Genomic DNA, 17,333 nt, shown 5'->3' on the forward strand with positions numbered 1-17,333 from the left:
GCCCTGCCGGGGCGGGGGGCGCCCGCCCCCGTCCGCTGTGTGCCTGTTGCGCAAGAAAAGGTGCCCTACCTGTGCCGATGGCGCGATTTCGTTTTGGGTGGGGAGGTTTGCTAAGGTTTCCGAGTCGGTTCCGTCAGGAACCTACGGGGCTGTGGCGCAGTTGGTAGCGCGCTTCGTTCGCATCGAAGAGGTCAGGGGTTCGATTCCCCTCAGCTCCACCATCTGGTCGAAGTTCCAACCCTGCTCCCGTGATCGGTGGGCAGGGTTTTTTCGTATCCCCGTGCCCCGGTCCGCAGGGGACTCGTCGCGTACTCGCTCGGATCGATCAGCGGCGCACCCGATAGCGCACGTGGAGTACCCCGTTGCCCCGGATCACCACGTCAGGATCTTCCAGAAGGCGCTGCGCGTCGACCGACCCGAAGTAGCGCTTGCCGGTCCCGAACACGACGGGGACGACGTCCATGCGCACCTCGTCGACCAGGCCCGCGGCAAACACCTGGCCACCGACCTCGCCGGCGGCAACCTCGACCACGCGGTCACCCGCAAGTTCCTGCGCCTCGGCCACAGCGGCCTCGATGCCCTCGACGAAGCGAAACGGCGCCGCGGGGTCCCAACCCTCGGGCGCCGCCCGATGGGTCACGACGACCACGTGGTCGACACCGCTCGGAGGCACCCCGTCCCAGCCGTCCGTCATGTCGAAGACGTGCCGGCCGACGATCGTCACCCCTATCGCGTCCCAGTACGGGCGGATGTAGTCGTAGGACGTCTGCGACACGGTGATGACGTCGCTCTCGTCCAGAGGGACGTCGCCGCCGGAGAACCAGGCGAACAGCGGCCCGGGCTGGTCGTGCTCGTCCGCGACGAAACCGTCCACCGACACCGAGCCGTACATGACCACCGTTCCCACAGGACTCTCCTCTGCTGGGGTGCCCCGGATCTAGCGTGTCGCGAGCCGCCTTCTCGTACGAATTCACTCCGGCTCGTCCGAACACCCGGCGAATCGCAACACCCGACCGCTGGCGTGGTGGTGCCCCAACGTTCAGACTGGATCCATGGACCAGAGGATGAGTGATGACGAGCTTCGCCGCGCCATCCGCGTGCTGCGCGAACGCGCAGACCTCGCGCGCAGCGAAGGTCGCACCGACGACTGCACGACTATCGAACGGACCATCCAGCGGTACCAGGAGGAAATGGCACAGCGCCTCTGATCATCGACTCGGCACCGAATGCCGCCATGGCCGTTAGGGTGTCGCCATGGCGATCAAGGACCTGCGCGGCACCAAGTTTCTGGTAACCGGCGCAGCGAGCGGAATCGGGCGCGCCCTGGCACTCCACGCCGCCGGTGAGGGAGCCGAACTCGTCCTCACCGACGTGGCCGCGGACGGCCTCGAAGCAGCGGTCCGGCAGGTCAGGGACGACGGAGGCGTCGTACTTCATTCGGCTGCGCTCGACATCGCGGATTACGACGCGGTGGCCGCTTTCGCGGACGACGTCCACTCGCGGTGCGGAGCGCTCGACATCGTCGCCAACGTGGCGGGGGTGTCCGTGTGGGGGACCGTCGACCGGCTCGAGCACAAGCACTGGAAATTGATGGTGGACGTCAATCTCATGGGTCCCATCCACGTGATCGAGAGCTTCGTGCCGCCGATGATGGAAGCCGGACGGGGCGGGCATCTCGTCAACGTCTCCTCCGCCGCCGGACTGCTCGCGCTGCCGTGGCATTCCGCGTACAGCGCGAGCAAATTCGGGCTGCGCGGGGTGTCGGAGGTGCTGCGGTTCGACCTCAAGCGCAACGGGATCGGGGTGTCTCTCGTGGTCCCGGGCGCGGTGCGCACACCTCTGGTCGACAGCGTCCAGATCGTGGGTGTCGATCGCGACCGTCCCGAGGTCCGGAAGATCACGCAACGCTTCGTCAAGCACGCGGCCTCGCCCGAGAAGGTGGCCGCGTGCATCGTCACCGGTATCAAGAAGAACCGGTTCCTCGTCTACACCTCGTTCGACACGCGATTCGGATACTGGTGGGCCCGTAAGTTCGCGGCCCCCTACAACCTGGTCATGCAGGCGGCCAACGACTACTTCCGGCGGGTCGTCACCCCTCGCGCCGCAGCTCGGCGCGCAGATGGTGGGTGAGGGGAGTGTCGGCGTGTGCCATCCAGAGGTCGTACCGCAGCGTGTCTCCGTCGAGTACGAACCTCCGCCTGAGCTCTCGGACGGGTTTCGCATCCGGTGACCGCTCGAACACCACCGGTGTGAAGTCGAGCACCCCGTGTGACAGCTGAGAACGCTGGATTTCGACGAAGCCTGTGGGCTGCGAGACGAGAAACTCGATGTCGCCGCCCGACCGCCGGAGGTAGCCGTTTTCGGTGTGCAGCGGACGTCCGTCGTCGCGATGTTTCGTGCGGCTGACATACATCAGAAAAGGCTTGCCGGGCAACGGATTCAGCTCGATCGTCTCCACGTAGGCGAAGTCGTCGACGGTGGGGTAGTGGCCTTCCCCCGCACCGGTCCACCGACCGGCGAACGGTGCCAGTTCACCCAGCGGATCGGGGGAGTCTGGGGACGCGGACTCTGACACGGGCTGGCCTCCTGCTTGCGACGACACGTTCGTGTGATCCTCTCACCGGCCGAGCCGAACCCGCCCGCACTCGCTAGATTCGGAGCATGAATGCTCCGTGGGGTGTCGATTCCGAAGTCGGTGCGCTCCGGGCGGTGATGTTGCACCGGCCCGGCGCGGAACTCGAGCGGCTCACACCTCGGAACAACGACCAGTTGTTGTTCGATGCCCTGCCGTGGGTGGCACGTGCGCAGGAAGAACACGACGCATTCGCCGAACTGTTGCGTAGTCGCGGTGTCGAGGTCCTGCTGCTGGCCGACCTCCTCACCGAGACCCTCGAGGTGAGCGGGGCCGCGCGGGTCCAAAGTATTTCCAGTGCCGTCGACCCGCGTCGTCTCGGGCACCCACTGGCGGAAGAACTCGCGGGGCATCTACGAGGGGTGCCGGCCCCGGACCTCGCCCGGATACTCATCGCCGGCATGACGTTCGACGAGCTTCCCGCCGAAGGCATGGACGTCGCGCCGTCGCTGGTGCGGATGATGCATCACGGCGCCGACTTCGCGATCGAGCCGCTCCCCAACCTGCTCTTCACGCGCGATTCCTCGTTCTGGATCGGCCCGCGCGTCGCAATCCCGTCGCTCGCGCTGCCCGCGAGGCGCCGGGAAACGAATCTCACCGATCTCATCTACGCGTTCCATCCGAAATTCCTCGGTGTGCGCCGCGCCTACGAATCGCACACCGCTCCGGTCGAGGGTGGGGACGTGCTGTTACCGGCACCCGGTGTCATCGCCGTGGGCGTGGGGGAACGCACCAGCCCTGCGGGGGCGGAAGCTCTCGCGCGCAGTGCCTTCGAAGACGGAATTGCGCACACTGTGCTCGCGGTGCCGATCGCGCAGCAGCGCGCGTCGATGCACCTCGACACCGTGTGCACGATGGTCGATGTCGACGCGGTGGTCATGTATCCGGCGATTCGGGAATCTCTGCAGGCATTCACGATTCGCAGCACAGGCGACGGTGGAGTCCGGATATCGGGCGCCCGGCCGTTCCTCGAGGCTGCGGCCGACGCGATGGGGATCGAGAAGATCCGGGTGATCGACACCGGTCTGGACGCCGTGGTGGCCGAGCGCGAGCAGTGGGACGACGGGAACAACACCCTCGCCGTGGCGCCGGGAGTGGTCGTCGCCTACGAACGCAATGTCGAGACGAACACCCGGCTCGAGGATTCCGGCATCGAAGTGCTGCGGATCGCCGGGTCGGAGCTGGGATCCGGCCGCGGCGGCCCGCGATGCATGTCGTGCCCGCTGTCGCGAGCACCCGTGTAGCTCCCGGGCCGGCCGTCGGCCGTCTCGTCAGATGATGTCGCGTACCCGGTCCACCGGGCGGGCCAGAACGGTGCCCTTGTCGGTGACCACCAGCGGCCGCTCGATGAGGATCGGATTCTCCACCATCGCCGTGAGCAGGTCGTCCTCGCTCGCGCCGGCGAGGCCGAGTTCCTTGTACAGCGTTTCCTTGGACCGGATCGCTTCGCTGGGCTTCAGTCCGGCGTCGGCGAGCAGCGTCGTCAGTTCCTCGCGTGAGGGCGGAGTGTCCAGGTACTTCACCACAGTGGGTTCGATGCCCGATTCCTGCAACAGCTTCAAGGTGTTCCGGGACGTGCTGCACCGGGGATTGTGATAGATCGTCGCGTGGGTTGCCATGGCTCGATTCTGCACTGTCGCCCGTCCCCGGGAGCTGCCGGTTTGGGCGCCGTCGCCGCGGCGCTCTACGATTCCGCGGTCACTCCCGTCCACACGGGATCATCGGAAAGGCGTGCGGGACACATGCTCAAAGGCTTCAAGGACTTTCTGCTGCGCGGAAACGTCATCGAACTCGCCGTCGCGGTGGTGGTGGGCGCCGCGTTCACCGCGATCGTGACCGCATTCACCTCGAACATCATCAACCCGCTCATCGCAGCGGTCGGTGGCGACAACGAGATGGGTTTCGGGTTCCGGGTCATCGCGTCGAACGACGCCACCTTCATCGACATCGGTGCGGTGATCGCGGCGGGGATCAACTTCTTCATCATCGCCGCGGTCGTGTACTTCGTCCTGATTCTTCCGGTCAACCTTGCCAAGGCCCGCTTCGCGCCGGACAAGGAACCCGAGGACGAACCCCTGAGCGAGACGGATCTGCTGATCCAGATCCGCGACCTGCTCGAGACGGGCACGTACAGGCAGGGTGGTGACGATTCGCTCGAGCAGGACGGCAACACGTCGCCGAGGGGCGCTACGAGGGTGAACGCCGGTTAGCTTTCCGTTGTGGCCGTGACGGCAGGGAAGCGCTGCTAACCTGCCAAGATGCTCGATATCGTCATCGACCACGACTCGGCGGTCCCGCCCTTCGAGCAACTGCGCCGACAGATCGTCGAGCTCGTTCACCGCGGCGACCTCATCTCCGGCACGAAATTGCCCACCGTTCGCGGCTTCGCAGAGACCCTCGGGATCGCGCCCAATACGGTGGCGAAGACCTACCGTGAACTCGAGCAATCCGGCGTACTGGAGACGAAGGGCCGGGGCGGCACATTCGTCGCGGCGAACGGAGACCCCACGCGTATCGGAGCCCAGCGCGCGACGAGTGAATACGTGGCCACCGTCCGTGCGCTCGGGGTGTCCGACGAAGAAGTCCTGGCGCTGGTACACGCAGCGCTCCGCGCCGGCTGACGTTTCTTTCGTGATGTCGGGTTGGTAAACCCCGGCAGAAGTGCCTGGTCAGCGTGTTTCGAGTGTTGCGGTACCGAACAGTTCTTCGAAAGAGGCCTCGTAACCCGGCGGACATTGCAAGGTTTGACGAATGAGTCTGCGTCACGACCGGCGCGTGTCCGAAGAATCCCCGGACCCGGGCGTCGGTACTTCCTCTGCCGAGGTCCGAGATCGGCCGCGAACCGACCGCGTCATATTCGGAGTCGCCGCCGGCCTGGTAGTGGCCATTGTGCTGTGGGGGTTGCTGGACACCGAGAGCTTCGACACGATCACCGGCAACACCCTCGACTGGATCGTCGTCGAGCTGGGCTGGCTGTTCGTGCTCGCGGCGAGCGGGTTCGTGTTCTTCGTCCTGTGGCTCGCGCTCAGCAAGTACGGCCGGATTCCCCTCGGCAAAGACGGGGAGACGCCCGAGTTCCGCACCGTCAGCTGGATCGCCATGATGTTCAGTGCGGGCATGGGCATCGGCTTGATGTTCTTCGGCGTCGGTGAGCCACTGAGCCACTACATCGACGAGCCACCGGGCACCGTCGGTGGCACCGGCACCGCAATGGCGACCTCGATGTTCCACTGGGGCCTGCACCCGTGGGCGATCTATGCGGTGGTCGGGCTGGCCATCGCATACGGAACGTTCCGGAGAGGTCGCAAGCAGCTGATCAGTGCTGCGTTCATTCCTCTTCTGGGTCATCGCGCGGAAGGTCCGCTCGGGAAATTCATCGACATCCTCGCCCTGTACGCGACCCTTTTCGGTACCGCGGCGTCGCTCGGTCTCGGCGCGTTGCAGATCGGGTCGGGGTTCGAGGTCACCGGCTGGCTCGAGACGGCCGGCGTTGCCCTGCTCGTCGGGATCGTCGCGATCCTGACCCTGGCCTTCATCGCCTCGGCGGTATCCGGAGTCGCCAAGGGCATCCAGTGGTTGTCGAACATCAACATGGTCCTCGCGGTCGTCCTCGCGCTGTTCGTCTTCGTGTTCGGGCCGACCGTGTTCATCCTCAATCTGATCCCGACGACCCTCGGGGCGTATGCGGCAGACTTCGCCCAGATGTCGGCCCGGACCGCCGCATCCAACGGCCCGGCCGGGGAGTGGCTGTCGAGCTGGACGATCTTCTATTGGGCGTGGTGGGTGTCGTGGGCGCCCTTCGTCGGGATGTTCCTCGCCCGCATCAGCCGCGGCCGGACCATCCGCGAATTCGTCGTCGGGGTGATGCTCGTCCCGAGCGTCGTGAGTCTGCTGTGGTTCGCGGTCTTCGGAGGCGCGGCGATCAGTCAGCAGGAGGACGGACTCGACGTCGCGGGAGCGGAGAACGTGGAAGGACAGTTGTTCGGCATGCTCGGCAACCTTCCGCTGGTCGGTGTCTCCACCGTCGTCGTCATGGTGCTCGTGTCCATCTTCTTCGTCTCCGGCGCGGACGCGGCGTCGATGGTGATGGGAAGTCTCACCCAACGCGGCACCTTGCGGCCGAGTCCCTGGATAGTCGCCTTCTGGGGTGCACTCACCGGTGGCGTCGCGGCGCTGCTGCTGTGGACCGGAGGCGCCGATGCTCTCAACGCCCTCCAGACGATGACCATCATCGCGGCGGTGCCGTTCGTGGTGGTCATGATCGGTTTGTGCGTGTGCCTGTATCGCGACCTGTCCACCGATCCGCTCATCGTGGGTGAACGGGCGCGACGGCACACGTTGCGCCAGATCGACTGACTGCTCCGCCCCGAACAACGACTGCCGTCCCGCGCACCGGACGGCAGTAACGAGTTGCAAGATCATCCGCGCGCCTGCACGGGCATGTCCGTGACCCGCAGTACCGTGACCGCTGCCCGCCTTTGCTCTTCGAGAGGAGTGCGCGTGACCGAGAACGACCGTTTCGATGAGGTCCTGGACCGGGACTGGAACCGGTTCGGTGAGAACCTGGCCGACCGCATAGTTGCTCTGGCCGGCACCGGGTCCATCGGAATCAGCATGGACACCGCGCACGGACCGGCGACCTACGCGCGGATCCAGCCGATGCCCGACGGTCGTGTGCAGGTCGCTGTCGCCGGTGCCGATACCGTCACTCGCTCGGTGGCACACGCCGACGAACTCGCTCGTCACGTCGTGTCCGTGCTGCGAGGCCACCGCAACGTGGTGCATCCGATCTTCCTGCACACCGATGACGCGCTCGCCGACGGCGCCCTGCGCGACCGGGTGAAGGACACGTTGTCTCGTCGTCTGGGCCGCCCGGCGCCGGTGGACGCCGACGGTGACTTCGTGCTCGTCCTCGACTCGCACGCCGTGTTCGTCGTCGTCGACCGTCCCGCGCACCGCGTCCAGTTGTGGGCGCCGCTGCTGCACGGTATCGCCGAACGGTCCGGTGCGGCCGACGCCCTCGTCGATCTCAACCGGGACTGGCCTCACATCAAGGTGGTGCTGGTGGAGGATCGGCTGGTCGCGACGGTCGACATGCTCGGCGATCCGTTCGTTCCCCGCCACTTGAACGACCTTCTCGAAATGCTGAAGGTCTTCCTCGGCACCGTGGATGCGCGGTTCGCGCGCCGATTCGACGGGATGCGTTACATCGGCGAGGTCGACTCGGACCTCATGGATCCCGACCTCATGGACCCTGATGTCATCGATCCCGACATCGAAGAGACGGTCCTGGACGAACCACCGTCATGATCCCGGTCAGCGCCAGCTGGGCAACCACAGCTGCGAGTTCCATTGCTCGATCGAGATGGGCACGGCCGTGAGGATGGGCCACAACCACACGAAGTTCGCGACCACCAACCCGAGGTAGAGGCACACCGCCAGCAGGCCGAGGGTGCGCCGTTTCGGTGAGGCGTGCCGGCCCCCGAGGATGTCGCCGAGGGTGAGAGCCACCGCCATCGCGAGGAAGGGCGCCATCGGGACCGCGTAGAAGTAGTACATCTGACGGTCGAGCGAGGCGAACCACGGCAGCAGACCGGCGCCGTACCCGGTGAGGACGGCTGCCCAGCGCCAGTCGCGGCGGATGAACATCTGCCACAGTCCCCAGCCGAGAACGGGCAGCGACACCCACCACAACGCCGGGGTACCGATCAGCATCACCGCTTTGACGCACTGCTCGGCACCGCAGCCGGAGACGTTCTCACCGTCGGCGAAGTAGTACAGCATCGGACGCAGGCCCATCGGCCACGTCCACGGCTTCGACTCCCACGGATGCTGGTTGCCCGCCGAATTCGTGAGGCCGGAGTGGAACTGGAGAACGTTCGCGCTGTAGTACCACAGCGACCGCACCGCGTCGGGTACGAACCAGAACGCGCTGTCGTGGCCGATCTGGTTGCCGACCGCGTGCCGGTCGACGCCGGTTTCGCTCGCGAACCACGACCAGTAGGTCGACAGGTACACGAGCAGGGGCACCACCACCAGCGCGTACAGAGCGGGCGGGATGTCGCGCAGCGCCGTCCCGATCCAGGGACGGCGCCCCCCCGAGGGACCGCGGGCGGCAAGGTCGCCCGCCACCGCCATCAGCCCCAAGCACGCGCTGCAGTACCGGCCCGCCCCCCTGGTGGCGATCGCGAGCCCCAGCATCACGCCGGCCCCGAACCGCCACCACCGCACCCCGAACCGAGGTCCCCACGCGCTGTCGCCGATCCGGCCCTCCGCCTGCACGCGCCTGATGCGGGCCCGGATGTCGTCGCGATCGACGATCAGGCAACCGAACGCGGCAACGACGAATACCGCCTGGAAGATGTCGAGCATTCCCAGTCGTGACGACACGAACGTGACGCCGTCGACGACGAGGAGCAGCCCCGCGACACCGCCGAGCATCGTCGAGCGGGTCATGCGGCGCACGATGCGCACCACGAGCAGGACGAGCACCACACCGGCCACCGCCGACGAGAAACGCCAGCCCCACCCGTTGTAGCCGAACAGCGCCTCGCCCACTGCGATCAGCTGTTTTCCGACCGGGGGATGCACCACCAGGCCGTAACCGGGGTTGTCTTCGATCCACCCGCCGGTGAGCACCTGCCACCCCTGCGGCGCGTAATGCTTCTCGTCGAAGACGGGTGTCTTCGCGTCGGTCGGGTAGTGGAGCATGGTGAACCGGGTGATCGCCGCGAGCGCGGTGACGAACGCCGTGACTATCCATCCGCGTGCCCGGTCGGTGGGTCCGGGGTCGGGTGGCGGGACGAGCGGCCCGGGGCTGAGGAGGCGACGGTCCGGGGCCGGGGAAGGGCGGTGGTCCGTCACGGTCACGTCCCGATCGTAGGCTGAACCCCATGCAGGCAGTAAATCCGGCGAAGGCCGAGAGCTCCGGACAGGGACGACTCGTGCTGGCAGCCACACCGATGGGCCAGATCGGGGACGCATCGAAACGACTCTGCGACGCCCTCGGTACCGCCGACGTCATCGCGGCCGAGGACACACGCCGCACCCGTTCCCTTGCCGCCGCCCTCGGTGTCACCATCACGGGCCGGGTGGTCAGTTTCTACGACCAGGTCGAGGTGTCGCGACTGCCGGGCCTGGTCGCGGATGTGGAAGCCGGTCTGACGGTGCTTCTGGTCACCGATGCCGGCATGCCGTCGGTCAGCGACCCCGGATACCGGCTCGTGGCGGCCTGCGTCGAGGCGGGCCTGCCGGTCACGTGCCTGCCGGGCCCGTCCGCAGTGACTACAGCGCTCGCACTGTCGGGGCTGCCGGTCGAACGGTTCTGCTTCGACGGCTTCCCACCGCGTAAACCAGGACAACGCCGTGCCTGGCTGGCCTCCCTCGCCACCGAAGCCCGTGCCGTGGTCTTCTTCGAGGCGCCGCACCGGCTTGCCGCATGTCTCGCCGACGCGGTCGAGGTGCTGGGCGGGGAACGGCGCGCGGCGGTCTGCCGTGAGCTGACCAAGACGTACGAGGAAGTCCGGCGGGGGACCTTGGCGGAACTGGCCGACTGGGCCGTCGAAGGTGTGCGCGGTGAGATCACGGTCGTGCTCGAAGGCGCCGCGGCCGTGCACACCGACCCCGAGGACCTCGTCGACGAGGTGGAACGCCTCGTCGCGGACGGAATGCGACTGAAGGAAGCCTGCGCCGAGGTGGCGGGGACCAGGGTGTCGAAGCGGGAACTGTACGACGCCGTGCTCGACGCGCGACGCACCTGAGACGAGGCAACCCCGGCGGGTGGGCCTAGACTTTCCCGGTCGAATCGAGGACCAGGGGAGTAGATGAACGCGCTGAACGACTTTTTCGTCAAGACAGCGGAGGTGGTCTGGGGTCCGTTCCTGCTGATTCCGCTTCTGTTGGGCACCGGTCTGGTGCTGACCATCCGCCTGCGCGGTGTGCAGTTCCGGAAGCTGTGGCCCGCGTTGCGGCTGGGACTGATCACCCGGCACGATCCCGGTGCCACGGAAGGCGACATCTCGCAGTACCAGGCCTTGACCACCGCCCTGGCGGCCACGGTCGGCGTCGGCAACATCGCCGGTGTGGCCACCGCGATCTACTTCGGCGGGCCGGGCGCCCTGTTCTGGATGTGGATCACCGGCCTTGTCGGTATGGCCAGCAAGTACTCCGAAGCGTTCCTCGGCGTGAAGTACCGCCGCGTGGACGCCAGGGGTGAACAGAACGGCGGACCGCAGCACTACCTCGCGCGGGCGATTCCGAACCGATTCGGCCTGATCCTGAGCCTGATGTTCGCGGTGTTCGCGGTCCTGGCGAGCTTCGGAATCGGCAACATGACGCAGGCGAACACCGTCGCCACCCAGCTCGACGACACGTTCGGCGTACCCACGTGGACCAGTGGTGTCGTGATGGCGGTGCTCGCGGGTGCGGTGCTGCTCGGCGGCATCAAGTCGATCGGCAAGGTGACCGCCGGTTTCGTGCCGGCGATGATCGTTCTGTACGTCGGCGCCGGCATCCTCGTGCTGGCGATCAACATCGGCGAGCTTCCGTCGGCGTTCGCTCTCGTCTTCTCCGACGCGTTCACCGGCACCGCCGCCACCGGCGGGTTCATCGGCTCGGTGTTCATGGTCGCTCTGCGCTACGGCGTCGCCCGCGGCATCTTCTCGAACGAGTCGGGGATGGGCAGTGCGGCGATCGCGGCCGCCGCCGCCCAGACCACGCATCCCGTGCGCCAGGGTCTCGTGTCCATGACGCAGACCTTCATCGACACGATCGTCGTCGTCACCTTCACCGGCATGGTCATCATCACGACCGGCGCGTGGACCACCGGAGAGCGCGGCTCGACCATGACGTCCACGGCGTTCGAAACCGGCCTCGGCGGTGAGTGGGGCGGCTGGATCGTCGCCGTCTCGGTGGTGTTCTTCGCGTTCTCGACGATTCTCGGTTGGTCGTACTACGGGGAGCGGTGCCTCGAACGTCTCGTGGGTTCGCGGGGCGTGCTGCCGTACCGCGCCGTCTTCGTGGTGGTGGTGTTCATCGGCGCGACCACCGAACTCGAGGTGGTGTGGAACTTCTCCGACGTGATGAACGGGCTCATGGCCCTGCCGAACCTGATCGGACTGCTGGTCCTGTCCGGGATGATCGCGCGGGAGACGAAGGCCTACCTCGACCGCGATCCGTATCTGCTCGGAGAGAACCGGACACTCGAGAAGCCGGACAGCGCGTAACCGGCGTGTCCTCGGGGGGTTTCCTCCGCGCGGACCGGGACTACCCCTCATCAGCCCCTATCAGCGCGGAGGCCCCACCCCACCCGGCAAGGGAGCGACCCCTTGCGTGGCATCCACTTTGCCCGCCTCCCGGCGGGTCGTACAAAGGCCCAACCGCGCGGAACGGGTATCATCCCAGCTCAGCTGCGGTGAGGAATTATTCCGCAGCGGACAGATGGGACCCGATCCGCGAGGAAACGGGAGGTGAAAGGGCGCGGAAAAGATGTCGGAGACCAGCCGAAAACCTGGCGCAGCCCAGCGGCAGTTCTTCGCCGACCAACTCCGCATGCTGTTCGCCGCTGCCGGCCGTCCCGCACTCAAGAAGGTGGTGTCGGAAGCTGCTGCGGTGGCCAGGGCGATGGGCACCGACCGCGTCGTGTCCGTTCAGCGCGTGAGCGACTGGCGGAGCGGGAACCGGTTACCCGCCAGTTTCGAATCGGTCCACCCGGTACTGGTCGTCCTCATCCGCGCGGCTCGCGACCTCAACTCCGAGCCACCCGTCACCGGGTTGTACTCACTGAAACAGTGGGAGTCCTGGTGGACCAACGCCCGGGGACAGTCCGGCGCACCCCGCGCCGAGAAAACGCCGCCGTCGGTGCCGCAGGGCATGCGCCCCTACAAAGGGCTCGCGTCGTATCAGGAGAAGGACGCCCGGCTGTTCTTCGGCCGCACCCAGAGCGTGCGGGCACTCGCCGACGTCGTGACCGCGGCGCACGGTCAGGGCCCGGTCATCGTCACCGGCGCGTCGGGCGTCGGCAAGTCCTCGCTCGTGCGTGCGGGCGTGATCCCGCAGATCTGCGGAGGATCGGACTGCCGATCACTGGTCCTGACCCCGGGCACCCACCCCGTCGCACGGCTGACGGAACTGCTCCCGGGACTCGCCGAGGTCGAGGACCGCACCGACCCCGCCGCCGTGCAAGCGGCGTTGCGCGCCGAACTCGCGCGGATGTCGGCGTCCACGCTGCTCATCGTCGTCGACCAGATCGAAGAGCTGTTCACCCAGTGCACCGACCCTGCCGAGCGCACCGAGTTCCTGCGACTGCTCGAGATCGCCGCGACCGGACACGTCGGTGACGCCCCGGCCATCGTCGTCGCGACGATGCGGTCGGATTTCTACGACAAGGCCGTCACCTGCCCTGTTCTTGCCCGCGCACTCGAACGTCGCACCAAGACCGTGCAGCCTCTCGAACGCTCCGACCTGGTCGAAGTCATCACCGTGCCCGCACGGATGGTGGGCGTGCGACTCGAGGCGGGCCTCGTCGACCTGATCCTGCACGATCTCGGGGGTCTGGCGGACGGCGAGATCAGCGGCAAGGAACTGCCGTTGCTCTCGCACCTGCTCGACACCCTGTGGGACAAACGCTCCGGCGGGGCCCTGACGGTCGCGGCGTATCGCGCGACGGGCGGTGTACGCGGTTCCATCGCCGCGAGTGCGGAACGTGCGTGGGAGAAACTCGACGAAGCCGATCGTGCGCTGGCCCGGGCCATGCTCGTGCACCTCGTGTACGTGACGGCGACGGGCACCGACGTCAAGATCGCCCGCCCGCTGCCCGAACTACTTGCGGTCGCGGGTGGCAACCGCGACGCCGCGGCGCGCGTCGTCGACCATTTCGTGTCTGCTCGCGTGCTGGTCGCGGATGCCGGAAGCGTCGAACTCATCCACGACGCGGTGATCGACGCGTGGCCGCGCCTGAAATCCTGGATCCAGGACGACCGGGCCGATGCCGCGCTGCGGCAGAGGATCGAAGCCGACGCGGTGACCTGGATCGAGAGCGGTCGCAACAAGGGGCTTCTCTATCAGCGCGGGCGTATGGACGTCGTGGCCGAACAGAATCCCAGTCTCGGCGACCCGGGGTCTGCGCCGCGCACGGACGACGTGGTCGCACTCAGTCCGAACGCCGTGGAGTTCCTCGATGCGTCGAGGAGACAGATCGCCTGGCTGGGTAGAAGGCGACGCGCCATCATCGCGGTTCTGGCACTCGCGGCGCTGGTCGCGCTGGTGATGAGCGGGGTCGCCTGGGTGGCGAAGGGGCGCGCGGAGGCAGAACGCAGCACCGCGCAGTTCCAGCAGATCATCGCGTTGTCCGACTCCATGCGTGACGAGGACCCGACCACGTCGTCACACCTCGCGCTGGCGGCCGCTCACCTGCGGCCCGACAGCGACGTGGCGTATTCGCGGCTCATCGCGACCCAGGGGGTTCCCCTCGCCAACACCCTCAGGGGGCATACCGGGCCGGTGTACAGCACCGCCGTCTCCCCGGACGGTTCGGTGCTCGCCTCGGCGAGCGACGACGGTACCGTCCGTCTCTGGTCGCTCGGGGAGGACTCCGGGCCGGCGGTGATCGGCGATCCGCTCCAGCTGTCCTCGAAGTACATGGCGTCGGTGTCCTTCAGTCCGGACGGCCGATACCTCGCCGCGGGCGGCGGCGACGGTGCGGTGTGGATCTTCGATATCTCCGATCACGCCGCACCGAGGCCGGTGCTGGACCAGGAGGTCTTCGCCTCGGGCGCCGTCCACAACGTGAGGTACGGACCGTCGGGCCGTGTGCTCGCCGTGCCCTACGACGACGGTACGGTCGCGCTCCTCGACACGTCCGATCCGACGTCGGGGCGTTTTCCGGTGGCGTCGGTCCGCGGCCACGAGGGCGCGGTGCGGACCGTTGCCTTCCGGCCGGACGGGGCCGTGATGGCCACATCCAGCGACGATCGCACCGTGCGGCTCTGGGACGTCACCGACCGGGCAGCACCGGTTCCCCTGGGCGAGCCGCTGCGCGGATTCGAGGACGTCGCGCACTCGGTCGGGTTCAGCGGCGACGGCAGGACCCTGGCGGCCAGCAGCGACGACGGCGTGTTGCGCCTGTTCGACACCAGCGATCCGAGGGCCCCGTATCCCGTCGGGGTTCCTGTGCGCGCCCACACCGGCGGTGTCTGGAGTATCGCGTTCCTTCCGGACGGCCGGACGCTGGCCAGTGCGTCCTGGGACGGCACCGCGAAACTCTGGGACATCGACCCCGAGGAGCGGTACCTCGACGAAATCAGTCCCGCGCTGACCGGTCACGGCGGCGGTGTCGCCACCCTCGCGATCACTCCGGACGGAGACACGGTGATCACCGGAGGTCAGGACGCCAATCTGCGTGTCTGGACGATGCCGCACACACGGATCTCCGTCGTCGATGCGGCATTGACCAAGCCGTCCGTCAGCCGCGCCGGGGATCTCGTCGCCACCGGCAGCTACGGCCCGACGGTGTCGTTGTGGCGAGTCGACGATGCCGGAGACTGGGACCGCGCGGGAGGCGTGACCCTGCCCCGCCCGCTCGGCGGTGCCTACGTGTGCGCGTTGTCGCCCTCCGGCACCGTTCTCGCGACGGCACCCACCTCCGGCGGGAGCGTCCAACTCTGGGATGTCCGCGATCCCGCCGACCCGCGACCGTTTGCCGATCCTGTTCCGCTGGGCACCCGGTTCACCTCGTCTCTCGCGTTCTCACCGGACGGCGCGACTCTGGTGACCGGTGCCGACGACTTCTCGGTGCAGTTGTGGGACATCGCCGACCCCGCAGCGCCGGTGCCGTGGGGAGATCCGCTCACCGGTCCCGAGAATCTGGTCCGTACCGCCGTGATCAGCCCGGACGGCCGGAGCCTCGTCGTAGCGAGCGCGGACAGCAGCATCTACGCGTGGGATATCGCCGACCCGCGGGCTCCCATCCCCACCACGGTGTCCGGCGGGCACGATGCCGGAGTCAACGCCGCGGCATTCGGGCGTGAAGGGGACGTGCTGGTCACCGGCAGCGACGATCACGGAGTTCTGATGTGGGATCGGGACGTCGCCGGGAACTTCACCGCGCGACCCCAAGCGCTTCGCGGCCACACCGGCACCGTGTACTCGGTATCGATCACCCGTGACGGCACCAAAGCGATCAGCGGCAGCGACGACGGGACGATCCGGTTGTGGGACGTGTCCGACGCGGAGGGCATGCGGGAGGTCGGTGGCCCGATCACCGACACCGGGGTCGGACGCTGGCAGGTGGTGTTCCGGCCCAACGGAACGGTCGTCGCAGCGGGCGGCGACGGGGTGCTCCGGATGTGGAATCTCGACGCGGCCGCTGTCGCGCAGCGGGTCTGCCGCTCTACGTCCGGACGGGTCAGTGACATCCTGCCGCGGTTCGATCTGCCCGCACCCGCTCGCGAGGTGTGCTGAGCGCGAGGATGCTCGCCGCCTTGTCGAGGCATTCCTGCCATTCGGCGTCGGGGTCCGAATCGATCGTGATCCCGCCGCCGACGCCGAGCACGCAGGTTCCCGCACCGAATTCCACGGTCCGGATCGCGACGTTCAATTCGGTGCCGGCGAGCGGACTCGACATGCCGACGGTGCCGCAGTAGACGCCGCGGGAGTGCGGTTCCCACTGCCGGAGCAGGTCACGAGCGCGGATCTTGGGACATCCGGTGACCGACGCCGGCGGGAACGCCGCGTCGAGAAGATCCGCGGTGGTGACGCCGGGCCGCGACCGGGCCGCCACCGTCGAGACCAGGTGCCACACCCCGGGCGCCGGCCGGACCGCGAGTAGTTCTTCGACGGTGACACTGCCGGTCTCCGCGACCCGGCCCAGGTCGTTGCGAACCAGGTCGACGATCATGATGTTCTCCGCCACGTCCTTGACCGATGCCCGCAGCAGTGCCGGGTCGGCGGACAGCGGGAGCGTGCCCTTGATGGGGCTCGAGCGCAGGGCGTCGCCGTGACGGGAGACGAACAGTTCGGGCGAGAGCGACGCGACGGCGCCCCACGGTCCTTGCAGATATGCGGCGCGCGCGGGTGCGGTCCGCGCGACTGCGGCGGTGAAGAACGCCAACGGGTCTCCGGTCCACGTACCGGTGAAGCGCGTGCAGACGCACGCCTGGTACACCTCGCCGGCGCGGATCGCGTCGAGGCACTGCTCCACACCGCGTCGGTGCGTCTCGCGGTGCGGCGGCGACCAATCGATGTGCCAGAACCTCTCCCGGACCCGAGGTTCCACGACGGCGGCAGCCAGGTCGGACGGGCACGGAGCAGCACCGAGGGTCTCGTACCACCAGCACCCGTCGGCATCGAGCCTGAGCACGGTGTCGGTCCAGCCGCCCGCCGCGGCGGGCCGCCCGGAGTGTTCCGGCGACGGACCGGACGCAGACCCGTCCGGGTAGGCGAGATAACCGATCCAGCCGCCGCCGACGACCGGGCCCCCGGGCGTACGCGCCTCCGGGATATCCGGGCACGCGAAGGCGTCGGAGGGGTCGACCGCGCCGGTGGCCAGGGACGGTGCGATCAGGGCGGCCGAGCCGAACCAGTCGCCCGTCACCGCCGCGGGAGGCGGCACCCCGAGGTTCCGCGCGCGTTCCGCGAGGGAGGCGAGAACCTGAGCGGGAGTGCCACCGCGCCCGAGCCGTTCCATCCGCATGGCTCGAGCTTG

The 17,333-nt window shown here is 67.7% G+C and carries 15 protein-coding genes and 1 tRNA gene; 11 read left to right on the plus strand and 5 right to left on the minus strand.

The genetic code is table 11. From position 1 onward, the window contains the following. The first annotated feature begins 145 nt into the window (after positions 1–145). Positions 146–221 (plus strand) — tRNA-Ala (locus TVH25_RS12155). A 104-nt stretch (positions 222–325) separates the two neighbouring features. On the opposite strand, the gene TVH25_RS12160 is transcribed toward TVH25_RS12155, so the two are convergent. Next, positions 326–907 (minus strand): dihydrofolate reductase family protein, encoded by a 582-nt coding sequence (locus TVH25_RS12160; protein ID WP_422424281.1) that lies wholly within the window; start codon positions 905–907, stop codon positions 326–328. Between the two features lie 157 nt (positions 908–1,064). On the opposite strand from TVH25_RS12160, the gene TVH25_RS12165 reads away from it, so the two are divergent. Further along, positions 1,065–1,208, plus strand: coding sequence for a hypothetical protein (locus TVH25_RS12165; protein WP_422424282.1), 144 nt, complete (start codon positions 1,065–1,067; stop codon positions 1,206–1,208). 46 nt (positions 1,209–1,254) lie between these two features. Continuing rightward, a complete protein-coding gene (locus TVH25_RS12170) occupies positions 1,255–2,130 on the plus strand; it encodes an SDR family oxidoreductase (RefSeq protein ID WP_422424283.1) in 876 nt (291 codons plus the stop codon). Here the strand turns inward: TVH25_RS12170 and TVH25_RS12175 are convergent. Continuing rightward, positions 2,090–2,575: an FABP family protein gene (locus tag TVH25_RS12175; protein ID WP_169621464.1), complete on the minus strand. Its 486-nt coding sequence runs from the start codon at positions 2,573–2,575 to the stop codon at positions 2,090–2,092. The genes TVH25_RS12170 and TVH25_RS12175 overlap by 41 nt on opposite strands. Positions 2,576–2,661: 86 nt before the next feature. Between TVH25_RS12175 and arcA the strand changes: the two genes are divergently transcribed. Further along, on the plus strand, positions 2,662–3,876 hold the full coding sequence (arcA, locus tag TVH25_RS12180) for an arginine deiminase (protein ID WP_169621465.1): 1,215 nt from the start codon (positions 2,662–2,664) through the stop codon (positions 3,874–3,876). Positions 3,877–3,903: 27 nt separating this feature from the next. Here the strand turns inward: arcA and arsC are convergent, their stop codons facing one another. Beyond that, positions 3,904–4,251 carry an arsenate reductase (glutaredoxin) gene (gene arsC / locus TVH25_RS12185; RefSeq protein ID WP_169621466.1) on the minus strand — a complete coding sequence of 116 codons (348 nt, stop codon included), beginning with the start codon at positions 4,249–4,251 and terminating at the stop codon, positions 3,904–3,906. 123 nt (positions 4,252–4,374) lie between these two features. Here arsC and mscL point away from each other — a divergent pair, with 123 nt between their 5' ends. The 4 genes from mscL to TVH25_RS12205 all read left to right on the plus strand — a co-directional run bounded on the left by mscL (position 4,375) and on the right by TVH25_RS12205 (position 7,942). Further along, positions 4,375–4,842 carry a large conductance mechanosensitive channel protein MscL gene (gene mscL, locus TVH25_RS12190; RefSeq protein ID WP_169621467.1) on the plus strand — a complete coding sequence of 156 codons (468 nt, stop codon included), beginning with the start codon at positions 4,375–4,377 and terminating at the stop codon, positions 4,840–4,842. A gap of 48 nt (positions 4,843–4,890) precedes the next feature. After that, positions 4,891–5,253: a GntR family transcriptional regulator gene (locus tag TVH25_RS12195; protein ID WP_169621468.1), complete on the plus strand. Its 363-nt coding sequence runs from the start codon at positions 4,891–4,893 to the stop codon at positions 5,251–5,253. A gap of 130 nt (positions 5,254–5,383) precedes the next feature. Continuing rightward, entirely contained in the window at positions 5,384–6,988 is a 1,605-nt protein-coding gene (locus tag TVH25_RS12200) for a BCCT family transporter (RefSeq protein WP_169621469.1), read from the plus strand. Between the two features lie 144 nt (positions 6,989–7,132). Then, positions 7,133–7,942 (plus strand): T3SS (YopN, CesT) and YbjN peptide-binding chaperone 1, encoded by an 810-nt coding sequence (locus tag TVH25_RS12205; protein ID WP_206037043.1) that lies wholly within the window; start codon positions 7,133–7,135, stop codon positions 7,940–7,942. 6 nt (positions 7,943–7,948) lie between these two features. Here TVH25_RS12205 and TVH25_RS12210 read toward each other — a convergent pair whose 3' ends face one another. Continuing rightward, positions 7,949–9,502, minus strand: a complete 1,554-nt coding sequence (locus TVH25_RS12210) for a dolichyl-phosphate-mannose--protein mannosyltransferase (protein ID WP_422424285.1) — start codon at positions 9,500–9,502, stop codon at positions 7,949–7,951. A gap of 23 nt (positions 9,503–9,525) precedes the next feature. On the opposite strand from TVH25_RS12210, the gene rsmI reads away from it, so the two are divergent. The 3 genes from rsmI to TVH25_RS12225 all read left to right on the plus strand — a co-directional run bounded on the left by rsmI (position 9,526) and on the right by TVH25_RS12225 (position 16,090). Beyond that, the gene (gene rsmI, locus TVH25_RS12215; protein WP_422424287.1) at positions 9,526–10,392 is read left to right on the plus strand and encodes a 16S rRNA (cytidine(1402)-2'-O)-methyltransferase; all 867 of its coding nucleotides are present in this window, start codon (positions 9,526–9,528) and stop codon (positions 10,390–10,392) included. Positions 10,393–10,455: 63 nt separating this feature from the next. Continuing rightward, positions 10,456–11,856, plus strand: coding sequence for an alanine/glycine:cation symporter family protein (locus tag TVH25_RS12220; protein ID WP_169621472.1), 1,401 nt, complete (start codon positions 10,456–10,458; stop codon positions 11,854–11,856). A gap of 262 nt (positions 11,857–12,118) precedes the next feature. After that, positions 12,119–16,090 (plus strand): WD40 repeat domain-containing protein, encoded by a 3,972-nt coding sequence (locus TVH25_RS12225; RefSeq protein ID WP_422424289.1) that lies wholly within the window; start codon positions 12,119–12,121, stop codon positions 16,088–16,090. On the opposite strand, the gene TVH25_RS12230 is transcribed toward TVH25_RS12225, so the two are convergent. Further along, the gene (locus tag TVH25_RS12230; protein ID WP_422424291.1) at positions 16,035–17,321 is read right to left on the minus strand and encodes an aminodeoxychorismate synthase component I; all 1,287 of its coding nucleotides are present in this window, start codon (positions 17,319–17,321) and stop codon (positions 16,035–16,037) included. The two genes, TVH25_RS12225 and TVH25_RS12230, sit on opposite strands and share 56 nt — an antisense overlap. Positions 17,322–17,333: the final 12 nt, after the last annotated feature.

It is taken from the genome of Rhodococcus sp. 7Tela_A2 (assembly GCF_049311045.1).
Classification (GTDB): domain Bacteria; phylum Actinomycetota; class Actinomycetes; order Mycobacteriales; family Mycobacteriaceae; genus Rhodococcus.